This is a genomic window from Pontibacter sp. T17 (assembly GCF_057219875.1).
Genome location: NZ_JBXVVW010000001.1, coordinates 744,631 through 767,466, shown reverse-complemented (window position 1 = coordinate 767,466; position 22,836 = coordinate 744,631). Strand labels below are relative to the sequence as shown.

Annotated in this window: 23 protein-coding genes; 7 read left to right on the top strand and 16 right to left on the bottom strand. The window is 59.8% G+C overall.

The features are described from left to right. Nucleotides 1–170: 170 nt before the first annotated feature. Entirely contained in the window at nucleotides 171–3,116 is a 2,946-nt protein-coding gene (locus AC2D8O_RS03560; RefSeq protein ID WP_484677413.1) for a WD40/YVTN/BNR-like repeat-containing protein, read from the bottom strand. 153 nt (nucleotides 3,117–3,269) lie between these two features. Here AC2D8O_RS03560 and AC2D8O_RS03555 point away from each other — a divergent pair, with 153 nt between their 5' ends. Beyond that, complete coding sequence (locus AC2D8O_RS03555) at nucleotides 3,270–5,057, top strand: M61 family metallopeptidase (RefSeq protein WP_484677412.1); 1,788 nt, start codon at nucleotides 3,270–3,272, stop codon at nucleotides 5,055–5,057. Between the two features lie 65 nt (nucleotides 5,058–5,122). On the opposite strand, the gene AC2D8O_RS03550 is transcribed toward AC2D8O_RS03555, so the two are convergent. From AC2D8O_RS03550 to AC2D8O_RS03535, 4 genes are all read right to left on the bottom strand, one after another. After that, on the bottom strand, nucleotides 5,123–6,094 hold the full coding sequence (locus tag AC2D8O_RS03550) for a hypothetical protein (RefSeq protein ID WP_484677411.1): 972 nt from the start codon (nucleotides 6,092–6,094) through the stop codon (nucleotides 5,123–5,125). A gap of 90 nt (nucleotides 6,095–6,184) precedes the next feature. Then, nucleotides 6,185–7,285 (bottom strand): tRNA 2-thiouridine(34) synthase MnmA, encoded by a 1,101-nt coding sequence (gene mnmA, locus AC2D8O_RS03545; protein WP_484677410.1) that lies wholly within the window; start codon nucleotides 7,283–7,285, stop codon nucleotides 6,185–6,187. 52 nt (nucleotides 7,286–7,337) lie between these two features. After that, a complete protein-coding gene (locus AC2D8O_RS03540; RefSeq protein WP_484677409.1) occupies nucleotides 7,338–7,805 on the bottom strand; it encodes a hypothetical protein in 468 nt (155 codons plus the stop codon). Between the two features lie 66 nt (nucleotides 7,806–7,871). Then, complete coding sequence (locus AC2D8O_RS03535) at nucleotides 7,872–8,606, bottom strand: class I SAM-dependent methyltransferase (RefSeq protein WP_484677408.1); 735 nt, start codon at nucleotides 8,604–8,606, stop codon at nucleotides 7,872–7,874. A 75-nt stretch (nucleotides 8,607–8,681) separates the two neighbouring features. Here AC2D8O_RS03535 and AC2D8O_RS03530 point away from each other — a divergent pair, with 75 nt between their 5' ends. Then, nucleotides 8,682–9,302 carry a hypothetical protein gene (locus AC2D8O_RS03530; RefSeq protein WP_484677407.1) on the top strand — a complete coding sequence of 207 codons (621 nt, stop codon included), beginning with the start codon at nucleotides 8,682–8,684 and terminating at the stop codon, nucleotides 9,300–9,302. A 5-nt stretch (nucleotides 9,303–9,307) separates the two neighbouring features. Here the strand turns inward: AC2D8O_RS03530 and tsaB are convergent, their stop codons facing one another. Continuing rightward, nucleotides 9,308–9,997: a tRNA (adenosine(37)-N6)-threonylcarbamoyltransferase complex dimerization subunit type 1 TsaB gene (gene tsaB, locus AC2D8O_RS03525; RefSeq protein ID WP_484677406.1), complete on the bottom strand. Its 690-nt coding sequence runs from the start codon at nucleotides 9,995–9,997 to the stop codon at nucleotides 9,308–9,310. A 24-nt stretch (nucleotides 9,998–10,021) separates the two neighbouring features. Next, a complete protein-coding gene (folD, locus tag AC2D8O_RS03520) occupies nucleotides 10,022–10,924 on the bottom strand; it encodes a bifunctional methylenetetrahydrofolate dehydrogenase/methenyltetrahydrofolate cyclohydrolase FolD (protein WP_484677405.1) in 903 nt (300 codons plus the stop codon). Between the two features lie 88 nt (nucleotides 10,925–11,012). On the opposite strand from folD, the gene AC2D8O_RS03515 reads away from it, so the two are divergent. Next, entirely contained in the window at nucleotides 11,013–11,495 is a 483-nt protein-coding gene (locus AC2D8O_RS03515; protein WP_484677404.1) for a YybH family protein, read from the top strand. Here the strand turns inward: AC2D8O_RS03515 and AC2D8O_RS03510 are convergent. Both AC2D8O_RS03510 and AC2D8O_RS03505 read right to left on the bottom strand, forming a co-directional pair. Then, nucleotides 11,492–12,385: an HAEPLYID family protein gene (locus AC2D8O_RS03510; RefSeq protein ID WP_484677403.1), complete on the bottom strand. Its 894-nt coding sequence runs from the start codon at nucleotides 12,383–12,385 to the stop codon at nucleotides 11,492–11,494. The genes AC2D8O_RS03515 and AC2D8O_RS03510 overlap by 4 nt on opposite strands. Nucleotides 12,386–12,441: 56 nt before the next feature. Further along, nucleotides 12,442–12,822, bottom strand: coding sequence for a hypothetical protein (locus tag AC2D8O_RS03505; RefSeq protein ID WP_484677402.1), 381 nt, complete (start codon nucleotides 12,820–12,822; stop codon nucleotides 12,442–12,444). A gap of 147 nt (nucleotides 12,823–12,969) precedes the next feature. On the opposite strand from AC2D8O_RS03505, the gene AC2D8O_RS03500 reads away from it, so the two are divergent. The 3 genes from AC2D8O_RS03500 (at nucleotide 12,970) to AC2D8O_RS03490 (ending at nucleotide 15,286) form a co-directional block, all read left to right on the top strand. Further along, nucleotides 12,970–14,049: a sensor histidine kinase gene (locus tag AC2D8O_RS03500; RefSeq protein WP_484677401.1), complete on the top strand. Its 1,080-nt coding sequence runs from the start codon at nucleotides 12,970–12,972 to the stop codon at nucleotides 14,047–14,049. Nucleotides 14,050–14,073: 24 nt separating this feature from the next. Then, nucleotides 14,074–14,808, top strand: a complete 735-nt coding sequence (locus tag AC2D8O_RS03495; protein WP_484677400.1) for a LytR/AlgR family response regulator transcription factor — start codon at nucleotides 14,074–14,076, stop codon at nucleotides 14,806–14,808. Between the two features lie 124 nt (nucleotides 14,809–14,932). After that, the gene (locus AC2D8O_RS03490) at nucleotides 14,933–15,286 is read left to right on the top strand and encodes a hypothetical protein (RefSeq protein WP_484677399.1); all 354 of its coding nucleotides are present in this window, start codon (nucleotides 14,933–14,935) and stop codon (nucleotides 15,284–15,286) included. 59 nt (nucleotides 15,287–15,345) lie between these two features. Here AC2D8O_RS03490 and AC2D8O_RS03485 read toward each other — a convergent pair whose 3' ends face one another. The 7 genes from AC2D8O_RS03485 to rfaE2 form a co-directional block, all read right to left on the bottom strand. After that, complete coding sequence (locus AC2D8O_RS03485; protein WP_484677398.1) at nucleotides 15,346–15,993, bottom strand: heme exporter protein CcmB; 648 nt, start codon at nucleotides 15,991–15,993, stop codon at nucleotides 15,346–15,348. A 1-nt stretch (nucleotide 15,994) separates the two neighbouring features. Continuing rightward, nucleotides 15,995–18,265 (bottom strand): penicillin-binding protein 1A, encoded by a 2,271-nt coding sequence (locus tag AC2D8O_RS03480; RefSeq protein ID WP_484677397.1) that lies wholly within the window; start codon nucleotides 18,263–18,265, stop codon nucleotides 15,995–15,997. Then, the gene (locus tag AC2D8O_RS03475) at nucleotides 18,240–19,118 is read right to left on the bottom strand and encodes a cyclase family protein (RefSeq protein WP_484677396.1); all 879 of its coding nucleotides are present in this window, start codon (nucleotides 19,116–19,118) and stop codon (nucleotides 18,240–18,242) included. The genes AC2D8O_RS03480 and AC2D8O_RS03475 overlap by 26 nt, the downstream gene beginning before the upstream one ends. 90 nt (nucleotides 19,119–19,208) lie before the next feature. Further along, nucleotides 19,209–19,805, bottom strand: a complete 597-nt coding sequence (locus AC2D8O_RS03470; protein ID WP_484677395.1) for a hypothetical protein — start codon at nucleotides 19,803–19,805, stop codon at nucleotides 19,209–19,211. 101 nt (nucleotides 19,806–19,906) lie between these two features. Next, on the bottom strand, nucleotides 19,907–20,599 hold the full coding sequence (locus AC2D8O_RS03465) for a hypothetical protein (RefSeq protein ID WP_484677394.1): 693 nt from the start codon (nucleotides 20,597–20,599) through the stop codon (nucleotides 19,907–19,909). A 334-nt stretch (nucleotides 20,600–20,933) separates the two neighbouring features. Beyond that, nucleotides 20,934–21,428 carry a hypothetical protein gene (locus AC2D8O_RS03460; protein ID WP_484677393.1) on the bottom strand — a complete coding sequence of 165 codons (495 nt, stop codon included), beginning with the start codon at nucleotides 21,426–21,428 and terminating at the stop codon, nucleotides 20,934–20,936. Further along, entirely contained in the window at nucleotides 21,428–21,910 is a 483-nt protein-coding gene (rfaE2, locus tag AC2D8O_RS03455; protein ID WP_484677392.1) for a D-glycero-beta-D-manno-heptose 1-phosphate adenylyltransferase, read from the bottom strand. The genes AC2D8O_RS03460 and rfaE2 overlap by 1 nt, the downstream gene beginning before the upstream one ends. 99 nt (nucleotides 21,911–22,009) lie before the next feature. Between rfaE2 and AC2D8O_RS03450 the strand changes: the two genes are divergently transcribed. Further along, a complete protein-coding gene (locus tag AC2D8O_RS03450; protein WP_484677391.1) occupies nucleotides 22,010–22,774 on the top strand; it encodes a hypothetical protein in 765 nt (254 codons plus the stop codon). Nucleotides 22,775–22,836 lie beyond the last annotated feature (62 nt).

Below are 22,836 nucleotides of genomic sequence, written 5' to 3'. Positions count from 1 at the left end.
CATAATCCTGCATAATCCTGCATAATCCTGCATAATCCTGCATAATCCTGCATAATCCTGCATAATCCTGCATAAAGGGGCGTTGAGTAACCCCATCACCATACTCCAACGGGTACAACAAAGCCCCGTCTCGCGACGGGGCTTTCTCGTTCTCAGTCGGTCCTACCAGCTCAGGGACCTGTCCGGCGGCGGGCGCGGGCCGCGGCCTGGCGGTTCTCCTTGATGCCCAGCCCTTGGCTCACGGTCGTGCCGTTCACGCTCAGTTCCAGCGTGTAGCCCCCGGGGCGCAGGTAATAGCGTCCGTTCTCGGCTTTCTTCCAGGCAGGCGCTGCCGCAGCAGGCTTCTTGCCTTTGGCGGGAGCGGCCGTGGCAGCGCGCTCGTCGGCCGTCAGGTCATACGCCAGGAAGTTCAGGCCGGCTTCGGCGGTGTCGGTAACGGTGCGCACCACCATACCGTCAGCGTTCTTCACTGTAAGCGTGGCGACACCACCTTTGGCAGCGTAATACACCAGCTGCGCCTTGGGCTCCATCACATCGCCCCAGGTGTACAGCTTGCGGCCCCAGTTGTCGCTGTGGGTCAGGCTGTCCAGCGCAAACACGTGAAGGGGCTTTTGCAGAATCGCGCTCGTCAGCTGCTGCACATGGCCCAGCGGCAGCACGTAGGCCGACCGTCCGTGTGTGCCCACCACCAGCTCCTTCTGGCCCCTGTGTATCACCAGGTCATGCACTGGCACTTCCGGCATGCCGCCCAGAAACGCCTCGAAGGTCTTGCCGCCGTCCAGGCTCACGTATAGGCCACCGTCGGTGCCCACATACAGCAGGTTGGGGTTGGCGGGGTCGTGCCGCACCACGTTGATGGCTTCTTTCGGCAGGTCAGTGCCCAGGCGGGTCCAGGTCTTGCCGTAGTCGGTACTCTTGTACAGGTAGGGTTCAAAGTGGTCCCAACGGTAGCCATTCAGGCTCACCCACACGGTGGCCGTGTCGCGGCTCGACACCTCCACGCGGCTCACCCACAGGTTGGCGGGAAGCCCCGCGCTGATTTCCTGCCACTGCATGCCGCCATCGCGGGTCACATGCACACGGCCGTCGTCGGTGCCAGCGTAAATCAGGCCGAACTGAAGGCCCGACTCCGCGAACGACGTAATCGAACCGTAAGGCACGTTGCCCTTCGCGCCGCCCTGTGTCAGGTCAGGCGAAATGGGCCGGAAGCTCTCGCCCTTGTCGAACGAGCGGAACAGCCGGTTGGCACCCATGTAGAAAATGTCAGGGTTGTGGGGCGACAGCAGAATCGGCGTCTGCCAGTTCCAGCGGTAGGGCTTTTCGCCCAGTGTGTGGCTGGGGGTCACGCGCTTGGGGCGGCTGTTGCCACTGCGGTCCAGCCGCACGTAGTTGCCAAACTGGTAGCCCGTGTACACTACGTTGCGGTTGCGCGGGTCTATCTGCACCTGCATGCCGTCGCCGCCGCCAATCCGCTCGTAGGGATACTTGCCTTCGCTGTACCAGCCGCGGTCATGACTGTAAGTGCTGGGGCCAACCCACACACCGTTGTCCTGCAGGCCGCCATAGATGTTGTAGGGGGTGGCGTTGTCTACATTCACCGCGTAGAACTGCCCCACAGGAGGCGTGTTGCAGTGGATGAACGCCCCGCCATTGTTGTACGAGATGTTCACGCCACCGTCATTGCCCAGCACAATGTAGCCACGCTTGGTGGGGCTCACCCACAGGGCGTGGTGGTCAGAGTGCGAGTTGTCCGAGTTCATCGCCCGGAAGGTCTTACCGCCGTCTTCCGACACAATGGCCGGCACACCCAGCAGGTACACCAGTTTGTCGTCCAGCGGCGACACACGCACCTGGGCAAAGTAGTAGCCGTAGGTGTAGAACAGGTCGGCGATGGGCTTGTCGCTCGTGCGCTTCCAGTTCTTGCCGCCGTCGTCGCTGCGGTACAGTTCGGCGCCCAGAATCGGCTTGTTGAACAGGTCGGCGTTGGCGTCCGACAGAAACTCGGCAATGGCGCGGGGCGTCAGCTTGCCAGCCTTCACCTGCTCCTGTAACCCCTTGGCATTGTACTGCTGCGGAAAGCCCACATCGTCCATCCAGACGGTGATGCTGTCGGCAGGCAGCGCCACAAATGCAGCCGCGTCCATGTTGCGCACCTTCTCGGTGGTCACCAGCCGCTTACCGCTGCGGTCTTCTGTCCGGGCGTTGTTGTCTACCACAGCATACAGCACCTGGCTGTTGCCTGCGTAGATATCCAGGCCAATGCGCCCCGTAAACGGCCCCGTCGGGAAGCCACTCGTCGGCGTTGAAATCAGCGTCCAGTTGCTGCCGCCGTCGGTGCTCTTCCAGATACCCGAGCCTGCGCCGCTCTCGCGGAAGTGCCAGGCGCGGCGGTCGCGCGTCCACGTCGAGGCATACAGTGTGTTGGGGTCTTTCGGGTCTATCACCAGGTCGGCAGCGCCCGTCGTGTCGTTCACAAACAGCGTGCGTGTCCAGTTCTTGCCGCCGTCGGTGCTTTTGTATACCCCGCGCTCGGCGTTGGGGCTGTACAGGTGGCCCAGTACCGCTACCCACAGCGTGTTGGGGTCGGTCGGGTGCAGCACCACGCGGCTGATGTGGTGACTCTCGGGCAGGCCACGCCAGGCCCAGCTCTTGCCGTTGTTGTCGCTGTAGTACATGCCCGTACCCGCATACGACGACCGGCTGCTGTTGTTCTCGCCCGTCCCCACCCAGATCTGGCGGGTCTTCCAGTCTACGGCGATGTCGCCCAGGAAGATGGGCGCGCCTGCATTGTCAAAAATCGACGCGAACGAAATGCCGTTGTCTGTCGTGTGCCACAGGCCGCCCGTAGCATACGCTACGTAGAACTCCGTGGGGTCGCTGGGGTTCACTTCCAGGTCCACCACCCGGCCGCTCATCACGGTCGGGCCCACATTGCGGCCCTGTATATTGCCCACCCGCGACTGTGTAATCAGCCGTTGACGCTGGGACGCCGACTCCATTCGGGCCGCGCCACTCGTCGGTGGATAAGGGTTGGGCGCTGTAATCTGGCCTGCCGCCGTCAGGGAAAGCCCCGCCAGCAGACAGCCCGTTGATACAGCACGGGTAAACATGCGCATGTCTGTGTGTATGGGTTTGAGGTAAAGAAACTAGTGTAGGGATTCACTAATTTAGGTGCTTTCGCACACCTTACCCACTCCTACGGAATGTCTGTGTCTTTCCTGCGACGAACCCTCGTCGCTTTGCTTCCCCTGCTGTTCCTTTGCAGCCACATGAACGCCCAAAAGCCCTACAATTACGAGCTCAGCTGGCCCGAAGCCGCCCAGCGTCTGTATCAGGTTGCCCTCACCACTGCCCCCGCCGAGGGTGGCTACACCGAGTTCTCCATGCCGGCCTGGCGTCCTGGCCGCTACATCATGCAGAATTTTGCTGCCGGCATCAACCGTGTCCGCGCTACTGACGAACAGGGCAATGCCCTCACCGTGCGCAAGGTCACCAAGGATACCTGGCGCGTTACCAACCCCACCAGCGGCAACATCCGTATCAGCTATACCGTATACGCCAACGTGCAGGACGCTGGCTCGGCCTATGTGACCCCCACCATGGCCTACTTCAACCCCCACGAGCTTTTCATGTATGTGAACGGCCGCTGGAACGACCCCGTCAACCTCCACGTCCTCAATCTGCCCGCTGACTGGAAAGTCGCGTCCCAGCTCGAGCCTGTGGCCGGCAAGCATGGCTACTTCACCGCCGAGAGCTACCACGACTTCATCGACTCCCCCACCATCCTCTCGCCCAGCCTCAAGCAGATCTCCTTTGAGGTAGACGGCGTCAGCTTCACCGCCCACTTCCAGGGCCCCTGGCTGGCTCCTGCCGAAGCCGATAAAGTCTACGCCGACAAGGTATCTGCAATCGTCCGCGCCCAGAAAGCACTCTTTGGCGACCTTCCCTTCAAACGCTACGACTTCATCTATTACCTTCTGCCCATGCCCATTCGCCATGCGGTAGAACACAGCCGCAGCGCCATGTTCGCCATGCCGCAGGAAGTTGGCATGAACACCGAGGGCCTCGAGTCGCTCTGGAGCATCACCAGCCACGAGTTCTTCCACCTCTGGAACGTCAAGCGCATCCGCCCCGCCTCCCTCTGGCCCTACGACTACCGCGCCGAACAGTACACCAGCCTCCACTGGCTCACCGAAGGCATCACCGACTACTATGCCGACGTCATGGTAGCCCGCGCGGGCCTCATCACCCCCGACAACCTGCTCAACGAAATCGCGGGCAACATCACCAGCCTCGAGAACAACTACGCCCAGTACGAAATCTCGCCTGCACAGGCCAGTATGGACAGCTGGCTCGCCACCAGCAACTATGTGGATCCCCACACCCAGATTTCCTACTACCCCCTCGGCCTCCGTGTCGGCTTCCTGCTCGACCTCGAAATCCGCCGTGTCACCAACAACGCCAAGTCGCTCGACGATGTCATGCGCTGGCTCTACAACGAGTATTACAAGAAGGGGCAGGGTGTCCCCGAAAACGGCGTCCAGATTGCCACTGAGGCCGTAACCGGCCAACCCTTCGCCGCCTTCTTCCAGAAGTATGTAGATGGCGTTGCCCCGCTCGACTACAAGTCCATCCTCGAACCGATGGGCCTCGAGCTGAAGATCACCCCCAACCTGAACGCGGGCCTCCGCAACCTCGGTATCAGCCGCACCCAGCGCCAGGGCGAAGGCGTGGCCATTCTGGGCATTGTACCCGGAAGCGACGCAGCCAAAGCAGGCCTCTCTCCTCGCGTGCTCCTCATGCAGGTAGATGGCAAGCCGGTTGCCTCCGTTAACCTCGAAGAGAGAATCGCCGCTCTCAAGCCCGGCGACAAAATCCGCCTCACCGTCGGCAACGAGTCCGGCGCACAGGAAGTAACCGTCGAGTTCACGGGCAAAAACGTCAACGTCAAGTGCGAGCTTGTCCGCACTGCCGATGTCAAAGCTTCTTACTGGCTCGAAGGCTGGGCTACAGGCAAAGCCCCCGAGCAACCCAAAGACAAGAAGAAAAAGAAGTAACACCCGCTTCCCTAACAGAAAAGGCCCCGTATCCCGGGGCCTTTTTCATGCAGTATCGCCAGAGCCTACAGCTTTTCGAACACCGCCTTGCCCGCCGGATAGTCGGCCGTGACGCGGAAATACCGGAACAGGCTGCCACCCACTGCTCCCACCACCGGCGCATCCATGAAGCCACTCATAAACTGGCCGAAGTTGGGATTGGGCCGCAGCGCAAACCATACGGGCCCCACTGTGTGCCCAGCCACCGTCACCTGCGGCACTTCTATCATTGGCCCATTTCGGCCCATACGGCGCATCAGGTCGTCGGCATTGTCTATCACACGCCACTCAGGGTGCTTCTGCTGCCACTTACGGAAAACATCTTCCATAATGAAGCTCGTGGCCACCTCTGTGCCCACAGGCAGATTGCCATACGCAGGCGCCGAGTTCTCCGACACAAACAGCGTAGCCCCAGTGTCAAACAGCACCGGCAGTGTGTCGCCGTCCACTACTATCGTCATACGCGGAAAGCCCAGCGGCCCCTGTGGCGTAGGCTTGAACGTAAGCGGGATGGTGTGCGCTGGCATCTTGGGCAGCGCCACATCCACCCACAGCTCTCCTGTGCCATAGTCAAACCGCCACGCATGGCCATTGAACCACGCCTGCCCCAGCATACCGGGCATTTGCGGCTGGCCTGCGGGAAGGGCCATCACCGGCAGAATTCCCTTCCGGGGGCCCTGCCCAGGTGCCGGAATGCGCGCATCCGTGTTCAGCTGTGCCCAGGTAGCCAATACCATCTTCTTGCCACCATCAACCTCAATGCTGTCTGACCGCAGGCCCAGTCGCTGGCCCTGCTCTGCCGACAGAAACAATCCGCCACCCGTGTCGGTAAACCAGCGCGTGGGCTTACCAGCCGGGCTCTGCGTCGTCAGGTGAAACCGATGGTGCTCCAGTTGGGCTGGCAGCTTGTAGGGTTGCTGCGCCAGAGCAGCGTGGCCCAACCCCATCAGGCATAGGGTAGCCATCAGGGTTGTTCGTTTCAGTTGGTGTAGGTTCATGGGTGCAAAGGGGTTATACCTGTAATAAATACAAAACCGGAGCAAGGGTTGCCTGCTCCGGTCATCTTTTATTGCTACGGTTGGTAAGCCCTACTCCACAATCCGGTCTATCCAGCCGCCACCCACTACGTCGTTGCCTTCGTAGAACACCGCGCTCTGCCCCGGCGTAACGCTCTTCACAGGGCCGGCAAAGCGTACTTCCACGTTGCCCGGTCCGGTCTGGTAAATGCGACTTGGCGTCCCGTCGTCCTTGTATCGGATTTTACTCAGTGCATCCAGCCCTTCTTCCGGCAACTCGGCATACTTCACGAAGTTCACGCCCTTTACCGTAAAACGGCTACTGAACAGGTCTTCTTCCTTGCCTATCACTACCGTGTTCGTTTCCGGTATGATGTCCGTCACATAGTACGGCTCGCCCATCGCCACCAGCCCTTTCCGCTGGCCTATGGTGTAAAAGGGATAGCCCTGATGCTTACCTACGATGGTGCCATCGGCCAGAACGAAGTTGCCGCCAGCCAGCTGTTCTTCCAGCCCCGGTACCTGACGCTTCAGAAAGCCGCGGTAGTCGTTGTCCGGCACGAAGCAGATTTCGTAGCTCTCAGGCTTCTTGGCCAGGCTCTCAAAACCCATATCCAGCGCCATCTGCCGTATCTGCTGTTTCTCGAAGCCCCCCACCGGGAACCGCGTCCGGCGCAGGCACTCCTGCGTCACGCCCCACAGCACATACGACTGGTCTTTCCACAGGTCATGGCCGCGCGATATCACCATACGGTTGTTCTCTTCGCGCACCTGCGCATAGTGGCCCGTGGCAATGAACTCGCAGTCCATTTTGTCGGCGCGGCGCAGAAGGGCCTCCCACTTGATGTGCGTATTGCACAGCACACAGGGGTTGGGCGTCCGGCCTGCCAGGTATTCCTCTATGAAGTTATCGATGACGTAGTTGCCAAACTCCTCGCGGATGTCAATGATGTAGTGGGCAAAGCCCATCTTCACGGCCATCTCGCGCGCATCGTTGATGCTGTCGAGGCTGCAGCACCCGGTCTCTTTTTTCGATCCGCCCGACGTAGCGTAGTCCCACGTCTTCATCGTGATGCCTACCACCTCATATCCTTCTTCGTGCAGCAGGGCGGCAGTCACGCTGCTGTCAATGCCCCCGCTCATCGCTACGAGGACGCGTCCTTTTTGGCTCATGCTAGGTAAAAGTTAGCTGTTTGCGTTGGGGGATAACGCAAACAGCTACCCTTTAGTGCACCGCCGTCGCAAATGTAGGTGTCGAAGCTGCGGCGACCCCTGGGAGTGGCCAGGAAATCGGGGCCAGATCGGGCTCTACAAAGCCTCGGCGTGCTTCCACACTGAACAGCCGCTCTCGGCTGTAGAAACGCAGCGGCAGCGCACGATCGCCCAGTTCGGCTTCTATCCGCATCGCCGCCTGAGGATAATGATGAAAATTCCCAGCCTTGTACCAGTCAGCTATAATACGCGTGTACAACACCGTCAGCGTCTCATGGTAGCCACTGGTTTCTGTGTTCGGCGTTCCGTGGCGGTCATTCAGCCGCACGATTCCCTGGCGCACCAGCGGCAGCGCCATCGACTTTCCAAAACTGTGCACAAACCAGCACGCCACACGCAGGTGTGCCCCGTGGGTCCAGGCACTGTGCGGTAGCGAGCCATCGATAAACTTCACTACCTCGGTCAGGGCAAGCGTTTCCATATCAAGTTGAAATGTACGCACTTAGCCATTTACTTCTACCACATCTGCGTTAAAAAACCTAAGTAGTTACAGAATCGTCGAACGGATAAACAGCGGAAAACGCACAGGAAAGCCTCCCGAGGGCCAAATCTTCTGCAACTCCTCCTGTAGTGGCACCAGTGGGTTTTCCCCTGTTTTCCGGCGACAGGCCGCTACGGCACTCCAGCTCTCCAGATACCCCAGCAGGTGCGCAAGGTCCCACTCATCCTCAATGTAAAGGTGGGGGGCAAGCAGCTCCTTGAACGGGAAGAACAGGTTGCGGTAATGTGTATCGATGTGCCGGCGCCCAGTTGCCCAGTATGGCGCAATCGTATCCGAATAGAAATGATGCACAGGCCGCTGCAACGGCTCTGGCAGCAGGGCATTACCATAGCCTACCAGCACCAACGGTGCTTTGCGCCGCGCCACCCGACGGCATTCGGTGTAGAACATAGGCAGGTCAAACCAGTGGGCCGCCTGCGCCGCCAGCACCAGGTCCAGACTACCCGTAGCCAGGCCCGACTGCTCGGCCAGCGCCACCGAATACTCAATGTTGCTGCGCGGCTCGGCAAACGACAGCTGCTGCGAACTCGCATCTGTGCCATACACCCGCACAAACCGCTCTGACAGCGGCACGGCAGCCTGGCCATTCCCCGTCCCTACATCCCACGCCGTCTCATGGCCCTGACTGATCTCGACTACCCAATCGAACAGTGCGGCGGGATACACCGGCCGGAAAGCTTTGTACGACGCCGATTGGTCGGAGAATAAAGTCGCAGGCATCCAGAAATTTACATCATCCTTTGCGCCAACCTTGCACCATCATTGGCTATATGTCTGCGCCTTTTACCTTTAGAAATGGATTTTCACGAGTCCCACCGCTGGCTTGAGCAATTTTACGAACACGGTTTTTCCGTAATCTGCCCCAAATGCAACAAACCTGCCGGGGTGCATGTCGAAAAGCCTGCCCATTGGGCACCCGGCTTTTGGCACACCGACGGTCGTAACACCACCGCTCGCCTTGTCTGCACGCATTGCGGCCACAATGCATTGGCGCAAGGCATGGGCAAAGGGCCCTGGTACGGTGCTTTTGTACTCTATTACAGCGAGAAGTGCATTTCCTGCGGCTGCAAGGGACTCGACAGCTTTCTTGTTTCCACCCATCAGCGCAGCCAGCACTGCCGCCATTGCGGCAAGCCCAATCCATACCGCCAGCTGCTGCCTACCCTGCGTGGGGGCCTCCAGGATGCCTGGTTTGGCTGCACGCTACGCTTCCGCGCCGATGTAGAGGGGCACACACTCTGGGCCATCAACCGCGCCCATGCCGCGTTTCTGCTCGCCTACATCTCTGCCGACCAGCGCCGCCGCACCCCCAACCACAATGCCAGCCTCATCAGCCGCCTGCCTTCCTGGATGAAGCACGCCAAAAGCCGCCGCGCGCTCGTAAAGGCACTCAACGGCTTCCTCAACGCCCGGTGAAAAACTTACTCTGCGCTGGCTTCGCGCTTCGGGCGCGAGGTTGCCGGTGGCTTCAGATACTCCGGCTCATACCGAATCACATCTTCGTGCTGGCCTGCCACCCAGCGGGCATGCGCCAGTTGGGCCATTCCCCGCACCGATGCCTGCACCTCCGGCAGCACCAGCCACGCAGCCTGCCCCGCCACCAGTGGCCCAAACTTCTTCGCCCCATCCCCCACGGCTATGCGCTTCCGGCCAGCTGTCGGAGCAAAGCTCTCCGCTGTCAGCACCTCAGGGGCAGCCGCCTGCTGCTCCATCAGTTGCGCATCATACACTGCTGCAAACACCTCCATCCGTCGGGCATCCAGCATCGGCACAATGTCGGCGTTCAGGTATTCCGCCAGCGGCACGGCCTGTGCAGCCAGCGCCTGTAATGTTGGCACGGCTATCAACGGTATGCCCAATGCCATGCACAGCCCTTTCGCCGCCGATACCCCCACCCGCAGCCCGGTATAACTGCCCGGCCCCGCGGCTACCGCTACGCCCGTCAGATGACCGGGCGTCAGCGCCAGGTTGCGCAGCAGCTGTTCGGCAGTAGCCGTCACCAGCCGGGTGTGCAGCTTGGCTGCCGTGTATTCCTGCATGCCCACCAGCACGCCGTTATCGGCCAGCCCCGTCGAGCATACGTCCGTACTTGTTTCCAGCAGCAGCAGCATCGTTCTTCTTGTGGCTCAGGGATATCACTTGCCCAGCAGGATGCGCTCGGCATACGTGGCCCAGGTGTTCATCAGCAGCATGGCAATGGTCATCGGGCCCACGCCGCCCGGCACCGGCGTAATCGCCGACGCCACCTGCGCCACCTCGTCGTACTTTACGTCGCCTTTCAGCCGGAAGCCCGACTTCGTCTCTGGGGCGGGCACACGGTGTATACCCACGTCTATCACCACGGCGCCCGGCTTCACCATATCGGCCGTCACCATCTCACATTGCCCCGATGCCACGATCAGGATGTCCGCCTCCCGCGTATGCCGCGCCAGGTCGCGCGTGCGGCTGTGGCAGATGGTCACAGTGGCGTTGCCCTGCTCGGCATTCCGCGCCAGCAGAATCGAGATGGGACTGCCCACTATGTTGCTTCGGCCTATCACCACACACTCCTTGCCGATGGTCTCGATCTGATACCGTTTCAGCAGCTCCAGTATACCCGACGGCGTGGCAGGCAGCAAAGCTGGAAGGCTCTTCGCCATCCGGCCAATGTTCACCGGGTGAAAGCCGTCCACGTCCTTGTCAGGCGCTATGGCCTCTATCACCGCATGTTCCGATATGTGCATTGGCAGCGGCAGCTGCACAATCACCCCATCAATGGTGCTGTCGGCATTGATTTCGGCCAGTCGTGCCAGCAGTTCAGCCTGGCTTATATCAGGCCGGTGGCGCTCAAGCGTGCTCCGATACCCCACCTGCTCACACGCCTTGATCTTTCCGCCCACATAGGTCTCGCTCGCCGGATTGTCCCCTATCAGGATTGCCACCAGGTGAGGCGGGCGGTGGCCTGCGTGGGTAGCCGCCTGTACTTTCTGCCGAAGCTCTTCGCGTATGGCGGCCGACGTGGCCTTGCCGTCCAGTATCAGTGGGGTGTGGGGAAGCATGGTGCCGCAAGTTCGGCAGAAAACCGCCACTCACATGCTCATCTGCCACATTTGCATACCCTTACGGCTACAAATCCTATCTTGGGGGGTGCGCACTTGCCTGGCCGTTCTGCTCCTGCTGTCCGTTCCGATTGGTCTCCGCGGCCAGTCGTCCCGGGCCGACAGCATCGCCATTCTCCGCACCTTCGACGCCTACGCCACCGCCCATCTGCAACGAAATCTGCCGGGCGTCTGCCGCGCCTTTGCGCCAGACGCCCGCCTGCTTCCACCCGACACTACCGTCGTACGTGGCCCGGAGGCTATCTGCCTTTACTGGCAGCGCAATCCCACCCCCGACTCCACCTACGCCACCTTCGTTCATGAGCCCCTGCAGATTTACGGCGACAACGCCTGGCTTCGTGGCATACGCTCGGCCAAAGGCATCGCCTCCATTCTCCGCCGCGACATGAATGCCTTTCGGTACGTCATCCTCTGGCATCGCCAGCCCGACGGACAGTGGCGCATCGTGGCCGAACTCTGGCACCGGATTGTTACCATGCCCATACACACGCTGGCCGTCCCCAACCGCTAGTGCCCTCGTCGCACATGACGCGGCTCCCAGATCAGCCTGAGGAACATACTCAGCCGGGCGTCCGACTTCTCAACTGGCACACCCACAACAATCCCCATCAGCAGGTTGTCCGAGATTCCTACCCGCATCTGTGGCCTGATCACCATGTTAAAGGCACTGCCCCACTGCTTGTTCAGCTCCACCCCCACGAAATTCCGCGTGCCCGTTATCATGTAGTGTGCACTTGTGTTCAGTTGATAGCCAGTATGCCAGCGCTGACCCCTTTCTGCCTCTGTGAAACGGTACAGCAGCGGGCCCGTATACACCAGCGTGTGCCAGTTGTTGCCCCAGCGTTTGGCGCCCACCACAAACGGACTGAAGATGTGCTCTTGCAACACAGAACGTCGGGCAATCGACTGAAAGCCTGGCAGTTCTACTTCATGCAGATATCCCACCGCCAGACTCGTCTGCGCTTCCGGCGCCACCAAAAACGTATACTGCACCGCCAGCTTCAGACTTCGCACACGGTTCTCCGGCAATGGGCGCTCATCACGGGGCATCAGCCGGTTGCGCGAGAAAAACTCCAGTTGCAGCTCGGCCTCTACACCCAACCGGTTCACCGGTGCCCACTCATATTCCACAATTCCCAGATAGCGGTCATACAGCTGATTGTCCAGCAGTTCCAATCCATAATTCCACTCCCGTTCACCCTTGCGGGCACCGAGGTCGCGTATCAGGTCTATGTACAGTGGCTCGGCATGCAGCACTTTGGCAGGCGCATTGGGCACCTCCTCTACCTCAGCAATGTAAACCGAATCTGCAATGGCTTTTTGTGCGCTGTCAGGAGCAGCCGTTTGCGCAGCCGACAACAGGGGCAGGCATAGCGCCCCCATCAGTATAAAGCGTTTCAAGTGTAAAGTGACAGAAAAACCGGAGCCAGCCGCTTGCAGCGGGGCGGGGGCTGGCGTTACCGCCGCATACTTGCCAAGCCCTCGGGTGGCTGATGAGCAGGCAGGCTGCCGCCCACTACGGCACCGGTTCTGTCGATTGGCCTGGTGGTCGTGGCCACTGCATGGCCTGGCACCGACAACTGCCACCCATGCACCAGAAACTTCAGCAGCTGCACGCCACCCGTGTGGTCTCCCTCTGGTTCTTCAGAGGTGGCATCCATCGGGCATTCGTCCGAAAGTTGGTCGGCCATCAGCTCGGTAAAACTGTCAATCGTGGCCGTCGGATCTGCCGCATTCAGCCCCGCCCTGTCTGCTATCGCCAGCGCAGGCAGACATAGCGACAGGTTCAGCACCTGCACCATCAGCAGCGCGGTCAGCAATGTGCGGAAAGAAACCATGGTTCGTGCCAGGGCCGAAGCCTGTACCGCACACAGCCAACACTCCGTTTCGGTTCCCCAAAAACAATTACTGTTGTTTCCGGCATCATTCCTGCCGTTAGTCGAAACACCTGCCAGCCCTCGGCGGTCTTTTCTGATATTTAGCGCGTGCAAGCTACCCTGCCCCGCATCCTCCAAAATCGCCTGATGCTGCACATCGGCTTTTGGCTCCTGTACTATTCCGGGCGCGTGTTCCTCTATGCCGGTTTCGTCAACACCTGGGAAAACGTCATTCTGGTACAGGCCGCCGAAATGCCTGTCAAGATGGCCGTTGTCTACCTGAATCTGCGGGTGCTCATGCCTCGGCTGCTCAAGCCGCGACACGACCTCCTCTATGGCGCTGCTGTCGCTGGCAGTCTTTTCCTCGGCGGCATTCTCCAGCGCGAAGTCATTGGCATCTGCGTAGACATTGGCATCTACAAGCCCATGACCCCCGAAATCCTCTACTCCCGCTTCCGCTACTTCTCCATTCTCTCCCACATCATCGAGATTCTCGTCCTCACCACCATCATCAAGGTAATAAAAGAGGCCTACCAGGCACAGCAGACGCAGCAACAGATAGACCGGAACCGTCTCCAGAACGAACTCCGCTTCCTAAAGGCCCAGCTCAACCCCCACTTCTTCTTCAACACCCTCAACAACCTCTACGCGCTTACCCTTGCCAAGAGCGACCGCGCACCCGAGATGGTCCTAAAGCTCTCCGGCCTCATGCGCCACATGATCGACGAAACCGGCAAACCCGCTGTGCCACTGGCCTCCGAAATCCAGTTCCTCGATAACTACCTTGACCTCGAACGGCTCCGCTACGACGCCTCCCGTGCCATCGAATTCGAGGTCCTTGGCAATCCCGACGCTTGGGAAATCTCGCCCCTTCTGCTCATCCCTCTGGCCGAAAACTGCTTCAAACACGCTGGCATTGCACAACCCGGTAAGCGTTGGATTCACCTCTCACTCCGTATCCCCGACGATGGCATGCTCATTTTCGAGACCCGGAACCCGGTAAAGACGCGCCCAGCCGACAGTTCTCGCCAGGGAATCGGCATCGAAAACCTCCGCCGGCAGCTCGAGCTGCTCTACCCTAAGGACTTCCAGTTGCTACAGTCTGAAGCCGATGGCTTCTACACTGCCACCCTCAAGCTCCAGCTGAAACCCCGTGGCTTTGCCGCATTGGCCGCCCCACTCCCCTGACAACCATCTCTTTTACCTTTACCCATGCCCGCTACAAGTCGTCCGCTCCGGTGTCTGCTCGTCGATGACGAGCCCCTCGCGCTCGACATCCTCCGGCATTACCTCCTCCGCATACCCACACTCGAACTCGCCGCCACCGCCGCCACCGCCCCGGAGGCCTTCGCCATCCTCGCCTCGCAGCACATCGACCTACTCTTCTGCGACATCCAAATGCCAGGGATTTCTGGCATGCAGCTCGTCAGAGGACTGGCCAACCCGCCTCTTGTCGTCTTTACCACGGCACATGCCGCTTTTGCTGTCGAGAGCTACGAGGTCAATGCCCTCGACTATCTCCTCAAGCCCATTCCCTTCGAGCGCTTCCTCCTCGCTGTCCAGAAGGCCGAGGACAAACTCCGCCTGGCGACACCCCCCGAACCGCTTCCCGAAGCTCCCCCGCAGGCTGAAATTCTGCTCCTGCGCGCCGACAAAAAGCTCCATACAATACCCTACGCCGACATCCTCTACGTCGAAAGCCTGTCCGACTATATCCGCATCCACACCTCGGGTGGCCCAATCGTCAGCTACCTTACCATCTCGGCTCTGGAGCAACAGCTGCCCACCGACCGCTTCCTGCGCATTCATCGCTCCTACATCGTGCCCACACGACGCATCCGTGCCATCTCCGCCACTGAGGTGCAGCTGGACGGCCTGACACTTCCTGTGGGCCGCAGCTTCAAAGACCGCGTGCAGGAATACCTCCGCCGACAGCTAAACGGCTGATGCCGAATCCGGCAGCACAGTTGTCGAAACCGGAGGATTCTCGCCCTTCCATCGAAGTTTCCCCTTTCACTGCTTTTCACAGGGTAACCTTGTGTCTCACTCACACAAATTATCACACCCTGTTATGAAAACGACACTTCGTCTGCTCGCTGCCGCTTGTGCACTCACCCTCCTCGCACTCACCGCTCAGGCACAGACCCCCGCCCAGCGCGACGCCAATTCCCCCGCCGAGTGCCAGAACGGCCCCGTCGATGGCCGCCCCTTCTGGATTACCGAAGCCAAAGCCGATAAGCGCGAAACACTGGTGCACTTCTACAATGCCAATGGCCAGCGTATCAGCACCGTTCTCTACGCCGACCAGCGCCTCAAACTCAACAGCCGTACCTGCGCCATGCTCAATGCTAAGCTGCTGGAAGTACTCCTCAAGCAAACGGCTGCTACTCCGGTGGCAGGATCACCCGCGTCAGCAGCCCGCTAAAATTGCCCGATTGTTCTGTTTGGATCCGAGCCAGTGTGGGTAACACCGCACTGGCTTTTTCATTCACGCCATAGGTAGGGGAACAGTACCACCGACAGCGTCGTCGCCACGCCACTAAGCCCCAGCAGTACGCCTACATCGCCCAGCCGAAGTACACCCAGAATGGCCGCATGGCTCATCTTCGTCAACGTCAGCAGACAGGGCACCAGCAGTGGCAGGCCCAACACAGCCATTAGGGTGGGCTTGCCCCCGGCCTTCTGTGTCAGGGCCGATATCAGTGTCAGCGTCGAACTCACCGCTACCGAACCCAGCACCGCCGCTGCCAGAAATGCCAGCGGGTTCTCCATCGGCTGTTTCAGCAGAACCATCTGTATGCCAAGCGACAGTAGCGCCAACACCGTCAGCAGCACTGTGTTGTACACCGTCTTGGCCAATATTACCGCCGTCGGCGACGCCAGTTGATAGAGATAAAGCAGCTGGCCATCCGTCTCGCCCAGAAAGCTTTTCGCCACTGCGTTCAAAGCCGCAAACACCACCAGCAGCCAGTACAGTACGTTCCACACAGTGGGGTCGTTCAGGCCGCGCAGGTTCAGCGCCGACACAAACACCAGGCTCAGCACATACAACAGCAGTCCCCCCAGCGACGACTTCTGCCGCCATTCCAGCATCAGCTCCTTGCGCAGCAGCGCCAGCAGTTCGCCACCCATGTCAGTTGTTGAAGTCCAGGGCCTGCGGGCGGTCGGCCTCACCTGTCTGGCCACTCGGCGACTCTGGTGTCGGGTTTGTCCGCTTGAACTTCTTGCAGTCCAGCTCCACCGCCAGCGACGCGGGCCGCTGGAACAGTATCTTCGGCAGGTTCAGCTCCTGGTCTTCGTACGCCAGTTTCATGAACTTACCCCAGATAGGCATCGCCATCCTGCCGCCCTGGCCATACTCCAGTGTCGGGAAGCGCACCATTCTGTCCGAACAGCCTACCCACACTCCGGCGGCAAGGCTCGGCGTAATCCCCATGAACCAGCCATCGGCATGGTTCTGCGTGGTGCCCGTCTTGCCACCCATGTCCACCCCCCCAGGGATGTTGAAACTCCAACGCAACGACGCCGCGGTGCCTTCGTTCACCACTGCCCGCAGGCCGTCTATCACCATGTAGGCTGTCGCTTCATTGATTGCCTCGCGGCTGTTGCCCACAAACTCCTCCAACACTGTACCATTCCGGTCTTCAATTCGCGTCACCATGATCGGTTCGTGCCACCGCCCCATATCCGCAATCGTCGCATACGCAGAGGTCAGTTCATATACAGACAGATCGCTCGTACCCAGTGCAATCGAGGGCACAACATCCAGCTTGCTTGTCACGCCCATCTTGTACGCATAGTCGGCCACCACCTGTGGGCCCAGTGCTTTCACCAGCCGTGCCGTCACCAGGTTCTTCGACAGCGCCAGCGCTTTACGAAGCGTCATGTATCCGCCCATATCCCGGTCTGCATTCCGTGGCGACCACACCTTGTCGTCAAACTCGATCGTCACCGGCATGTTCAGCTCTTCCTGACACGGCGTAAAGCCATTGTCAAATGCAGCCGTATACACAAACGGCTTGAATGTGCTCCCCACCTGGCGGCGGCTCACACGCACGTGGTCATACTTGAAGTAGCGCTGGTCAAGCCCCCCAACCCAGGCCAGAACATGTCCGTTGCTCGGGTTGATGCAGATGAAGCCCGGCTGCATGAACCGCGCGTAATACCGCAGCGAATCATACGCCGTCATCGTCGTGTCCAGATACCCCTGTTTGTTGTAGGCAAACACCCGCATGGGGCGCTTCTGCCCAAAAGCCCGCTTGATTTCGGCTTCGCTTTTTCCACCCTGCTTCAGTGTGTAGTAATAGGCGCTCTGCGTCATGGCACGGCGCACTACGCCTGTGTCAACACCTCCACGCCAGGGTTCCCGGCCCTTCACCTGCTTTTCAAACACCTTCTGCAGGCTGGCCAGATGCTCGCGGGTAGCTGTTTCAGCATGTTTCTGGAGCCGCGCATTCAGCGTGGTATACACCCGAAGCCCGCTGGTGTACATGTTCAGGCCGCGCTTGTCACACCACGTTTTCAGCCACTTCTGCACCTCTGTTCGGAAATACGTCGCCAGGCCCTCGTTGTGCTCCTCGCCCACCGTCACGTTTGCCAGGTTCAGTGGCTTGGCCCGTAGGCTGTCAGCAGCCTCCGCCGTCAGAAAGCCGTATTTTTCCATCTGCGACAGCACTACATTTCGCCGTCCCTTCGAAGCCTCAGGGTTCTTGATTGGGTTGTAGCTGCCCGTCGCTTTCAGCATTCCCACCAGCAGGGCACCCTCTTCCACCGTCAGCTCCTTTACATCTTTACCAAAATATTTCTTTGCGGCTGCCTGTACCCCATAGATCGTGCCGCCGAAATTCACCGTATTGAAATACAGCGTCAGAATCTCCGGCTTCGTAAACCGCCGCTCCAGATACGACGCCACAATGGCCTCCTTTACCTTCCGGAACAGGCTCCGGTCAAAGCCAACCGACTCGTTGTAGAGGTTCCGGGCCAGCTGCTGCGTAATCGTCGACCCCCCACGCAGCCCCCCTTTCAGAATCATGAACGGCGCCATGAACACAAACTTGGGGTCTATACCCGAGTGGTCATAGAAGCGCACATCTTCCGTCGCTATCAGCGCGTTCTGCAGGTGCAGTGGCAGGTCGGCAAACCGCGCCGTCACCCGGTTCTGATCTTTGTACACCGTGCCCAACAGCACACCATCCGAGCTCAGAATCTGCGTGCTGAGATCTGTATTGGGGTTCTCCAGCTGCCGCAGCGATGGCATGTCGGCTATCACATACGCCACAAAAGCCACTGGCAGCACCACCAGCACCGCCAGTATGCCAAACAGCCAGCGCCGCTGCTTGCGGTAGCGGGGCCCAAACTGATAGGCCGCCTTCAGGCGGTCACGAAACGACGGGGTTGAGGCCATAGCGGAATACACGGCTGGGCGCCGCGTCACTCACAAAAGGTGGAAGTTGAACCTGCAAGATGCACGGTCCGTCCGGAATCTCCTCACCCAGATACACAAGTTCTGTCACTGTATGCATCGGCCGGCGTGCCGCCGACAGGCTCCGGCTCTCGGCAGCTTCCACGGCGGGCAGCCCAAAGAACACCCGATGCGCCGTCAGACGCCCTGCATCCAGCAAGCGGTCCAGGCTTGGGGTATCCACCAGCAGGTGCTTCACGCCCTGTGCCACCACCCACTCCATCGCCTCACGGCTGAAGTACGGTGGTGCACTCACCCCATAGTCGCGGCTTGCCTTCTCGGCCGCATTCGGCAGGGTGCGGATACAAAAACCCTCCAGGTACCCCCTGCCAGGGCTTCCTGCTGCCGCATATGCTGCTTCCAGTGCCCGCCGTGTTATCAGCACATCGCCCGGTTGGGGAGCGGGGTCGGTCGTCTCGGAAGTGGTTTCCATCCCCTCTGGCAGCACCGTCACGATCGTCGCGGGGAACAGGCCGTCGCGCAGCACATGCTCTATATACACGCGCTCGTGTGTCAGGTGCCCCACACACTCGGTGTGTGTGCCGTTGCAGTGTGGCACCAGCGTCACCTGCTCAAAATTACACGACCCACCCGCGCGGGTGTCTCCCACAAATTCTCCATCCTGATATGCCCGGGCATGCGCCTTGGGCACCCCATAAGTGCTCGGCTGGGGGGCGGCCACCACTGGCTGTTCGCCTGTCGCGGGCCGTTCAAACCGCAGCGACAGGTGCAGTTGCTGCCCCTCCGCCGTGTCGATCTGGTATATCTGCCCCTCGAGTGTAAGGTATAGCTGCATGTCGTGCACAGATTGAGGCTGACAGACTGCTACCCGCCAGCCCTGCGAGTATACACAACTCCCGTGCCCACAGCATCCACCCCTTGGGTTTTACACCAGCTTGGTGGTGGACATGTAAATCAATATCGCAAACAATACCATGCCTATCAGCAGCAGTGTACGCCCGAAACGGGGCTTGTACTCCCCTGTCTGCTTCGAGGTCGATCGCCACAGCGCATAACACGCCCCGGCCAGCCCTAGCGAAACGATGGCAAATACTGCGCTGCCACCGCTTCCAAACAGAACAGAGATACCAGCTATCGCAAACAGAATCGCAAATACCAGATACGCAAAGCCATCACGCACTTCCGCCCGTCGTTTGGCCCGTGTGGCTTTGCGTTCTGCCTTCCGCTCTGCTTTCTCTGTGGCCGCACGCGCTTCAGTTACAGTGCGCCCGCTGGCTGCTACACCAGCCCCCTCCAGGGTTGCAGAGGGCATACTTAACGCATCAGCCGGGGTATCCGCAACAGTTGCAGGCAGGGGCTGGGCAGTCTGCCAAAGGGCGCCTGCCCCAAGAGAGCCCATGACATCGGTGCCAACTGGGGTTGCCGGCGGTAGGGGGCTTACACCTGCCCGCACCCCATACGGCCCAAAGGCCAACAGCATACTGCATACAGCCCATCCGACAATCTTACTGGTTAGTTTCATACAGAGGTATCAGTGAATAACCAGATTCCTAGATACAAAAATCAATTCAACTGCAAGAAACCGTCAGCCAGAGGTGCGCCAGCCCCACGACTTGCCAACACTCACTTCCGCGGCTTGCTGAATCCGTTTGCCTGCATGGCCTTGGTGAATGCTGCACTACGCCATAACAGCAGAATAAGCCCAAATGCAAGCAAGAGTCCTACGAACACCCCTACTGCTCCGCCAGAGGCAACCACCGTTACATTGCCGCCAGAAAATTCCGCAATGACACCTATCAGCAGAAGTAAACTTGCCAAGGCCAGGCTGATGAACATACCCAACAGCGCCCCGCGGCCCACACGTCCTTTAACCTCTTGAAAGGGGGCCGCGCCTTCTGCCTGCTGTGCTGACTTCAGGCGCTTGTATTTTTTTTGACCCGTAACAATGAGTAAAGCGCCAAGGCCCCCGTAAACAAGCAAGGCCAAAACAGCACCAGTGCCTGCAGAAAGCACACCCAAAACTCCTGTTATCGCCAGCACGATACCTAACCCTTTCCGTGTACGACCATCCGGCTTCTTGAGTTTTGACAGCATCGCGGTTGCCGCGGCAGCGCTGTCGCCCGGGACTTCCTGCGCTACATGGCTGGCCGAAGCAGTGGGGGCTACTTTCTGGCTGTCGGCTGGCGCTGCCCACTGCACAGGGGCTGGTGCTGGCGCTGGCTGTGGTGTATTGGGAAGCTGGGTTTCCAGCTGCGCCGGTTTGGCGCTTCCAGGCAACAGACCACTCCGGACTTTCGCCTGTGCAGGTACTGACATTAAGCCAAACATTGGCACTAAAAACATCCCGCTCACAGCCCAAACAGCAATTTTCTTGGTCAAATGCATACAGTTGGATTAATGGATAACCAGTTCACTAAATACCAACATCCAATCAGATTGCCAAAATCAACGAATAAAGAAAACTTCTGCTGGTGCACTAGCCATATAAGTGCCCACCTCCTAATGTCTTCTCACAGAGGCCCATCGCGACTCATTGACCCGCCTCCAAAAACCGCCATCAGCAATCCAGGTGCGCACACAGCTGCTGTACGATTCGCCCGGGACAGTCCTAAGCACCCCTGGAAAGTCTATTGTGCACCAATCCCTACCCCTACCGGTAAGGTTGCCGTTCATGGCGGGCCGTGCCCACCACAAACACCAGTCCGAACAGCAAGGACGCCACCAGCAACAGCAGCAGCGCCAGCCACAACACCGAGAACAGCAGTATCAGCCCCAGTACCAATGTGATGGCCAACAGGCCCAGCAGCAGCCCTGTGCCAAGCCGAACGCCCCGGCGGGCATGCCCAGGCCGTTCCTGCCGCCGCATATCCCGATGGCCGCCGTGTCGCTTCTGCAACACCTCCCGCCCTTCGCTGTCAGTATGGCTGCCAGTTGCTGGGGCCGGAACCGGCGCACCTCCCACGGCCAGGCGGGCAGACGCGTCTGTGCCCAGTCGCTCCTGAACCATCAGCGGCGCCAGCGGAACCGCCGATTGCGTATGTCCTGCCTTTTCAGATAGAGGCTCCATGCCCGGTGCCAGCCCATTGCCCGCCTGCACCGACATTGCCGTGCCAGCAAACATCAGTGTCAAGCCCCAGTGGCGCATCAGCCTTGGCTTTTGATTTTCGCTACAATATTGCTGGTACTGTACCCCTGCACCAGCTCCACCGTTTCTACCCTGCCGCCAGCCGCCAGCACTTCCTTCGCCCCCACAATGGTGTCTACGGTGTAGTCGGCTCCCTTCACCAGAATGTCGGGCTGCACGGTCTTGATCAGCTCCAGCGGCGTCTCCTCACCAAAAAGCACTACCAGGTCCACACACTCCAATGCCGCCAGAATGCGTGCCCGAGAGTGTTCGTCCTGTATCGGCCGCCCTGGCTTCAACGCACCCACACTGGCATCGGTATTCAGCCCCACGATCAGGAAGCCGCCCAGGGCACGCGCTTTCTCCAGATAGTCGATATGCCCCAGATGCAGAAGGTCAAAGCATCCGTTGGTGAATACCACTTTCCGGTTCAGTATCCGAATGCTGGCCCGGATATGCGCTGCATGCGTCCAGTCTACAATCTTGCTGCTGCTATGGTACATGTCCAAAGGTAACAGCTGACCCCATACCGCCAAGAACGCCCCGCGCCTTTCGCGCCTTTTGCGTTACTTGTGACTGGTTCTCCTCTCCTGCTACTGCCTATGGCCACCAGCCCACATCACGGTGTCCGCTTTGCTACCCGCCGCCTGCTTGCCAGCGACACCTTCCTGCTGTCTGCCTTGCTGGTGGCATCCTTGCTGCTGTTGGCAGTAGGTATTGCCTGGGGCTGGAAACACCCTGTCCTCACCGCCTGGCTCGTTGGCGCTACAGGGGTACTGCCCATCGGCGGCTATCTCCTCCTCGCCATTCTGCTCGAACGCCGCCTCGAATACGAAATAACCGAACAGGGAATCTGGGAACGGGTGTCCCCGGCCCGTCGGTTCTCCATCGTCCAGCCCGAACAGACCCTCTATGAATGGGACCACGTCGAGGACTTCTCTGAAGACGCCGACCTCCTCGCTGGGCGCTTCGGCTACCTCGAAATCGGCCTCCGCAACCCCGAGGACGTCCTCATCATCCAGCCCGCCCGACAGTCAGAACGCGAAGCCTTTCAGCTGTTTCTGGCCGCCTTCACTGCCGAGGTCGAACTCCTCAACCAGGACGACACCCCCCGCGCCATCGCCATCTCCACTATCCGCCACCGTCCCTCTGTCTTCGACCGCCGCTGGGCAAAAGCTCTGGCCGTCCTTGTCGCGCTTGCCACCGCCGCCAACCTCACCCGCGACATCCTCTTCCCCGACGAGCCCGAGGCCTTCTGGCACCGTATCTACGCCTACTTCCTCCTCGTCCCCATCTGCGTCTACGCCCTGCGCCGCAGTTTCCCCGATACCTTCGGTGGCTGGACGCCCCTGCGCAAGAAGCGCTAGCCTCACCCTCAGCACGTTGGCACAGCGTAAGATTTCTTAACACACGCTGCGCTAAACCCCGG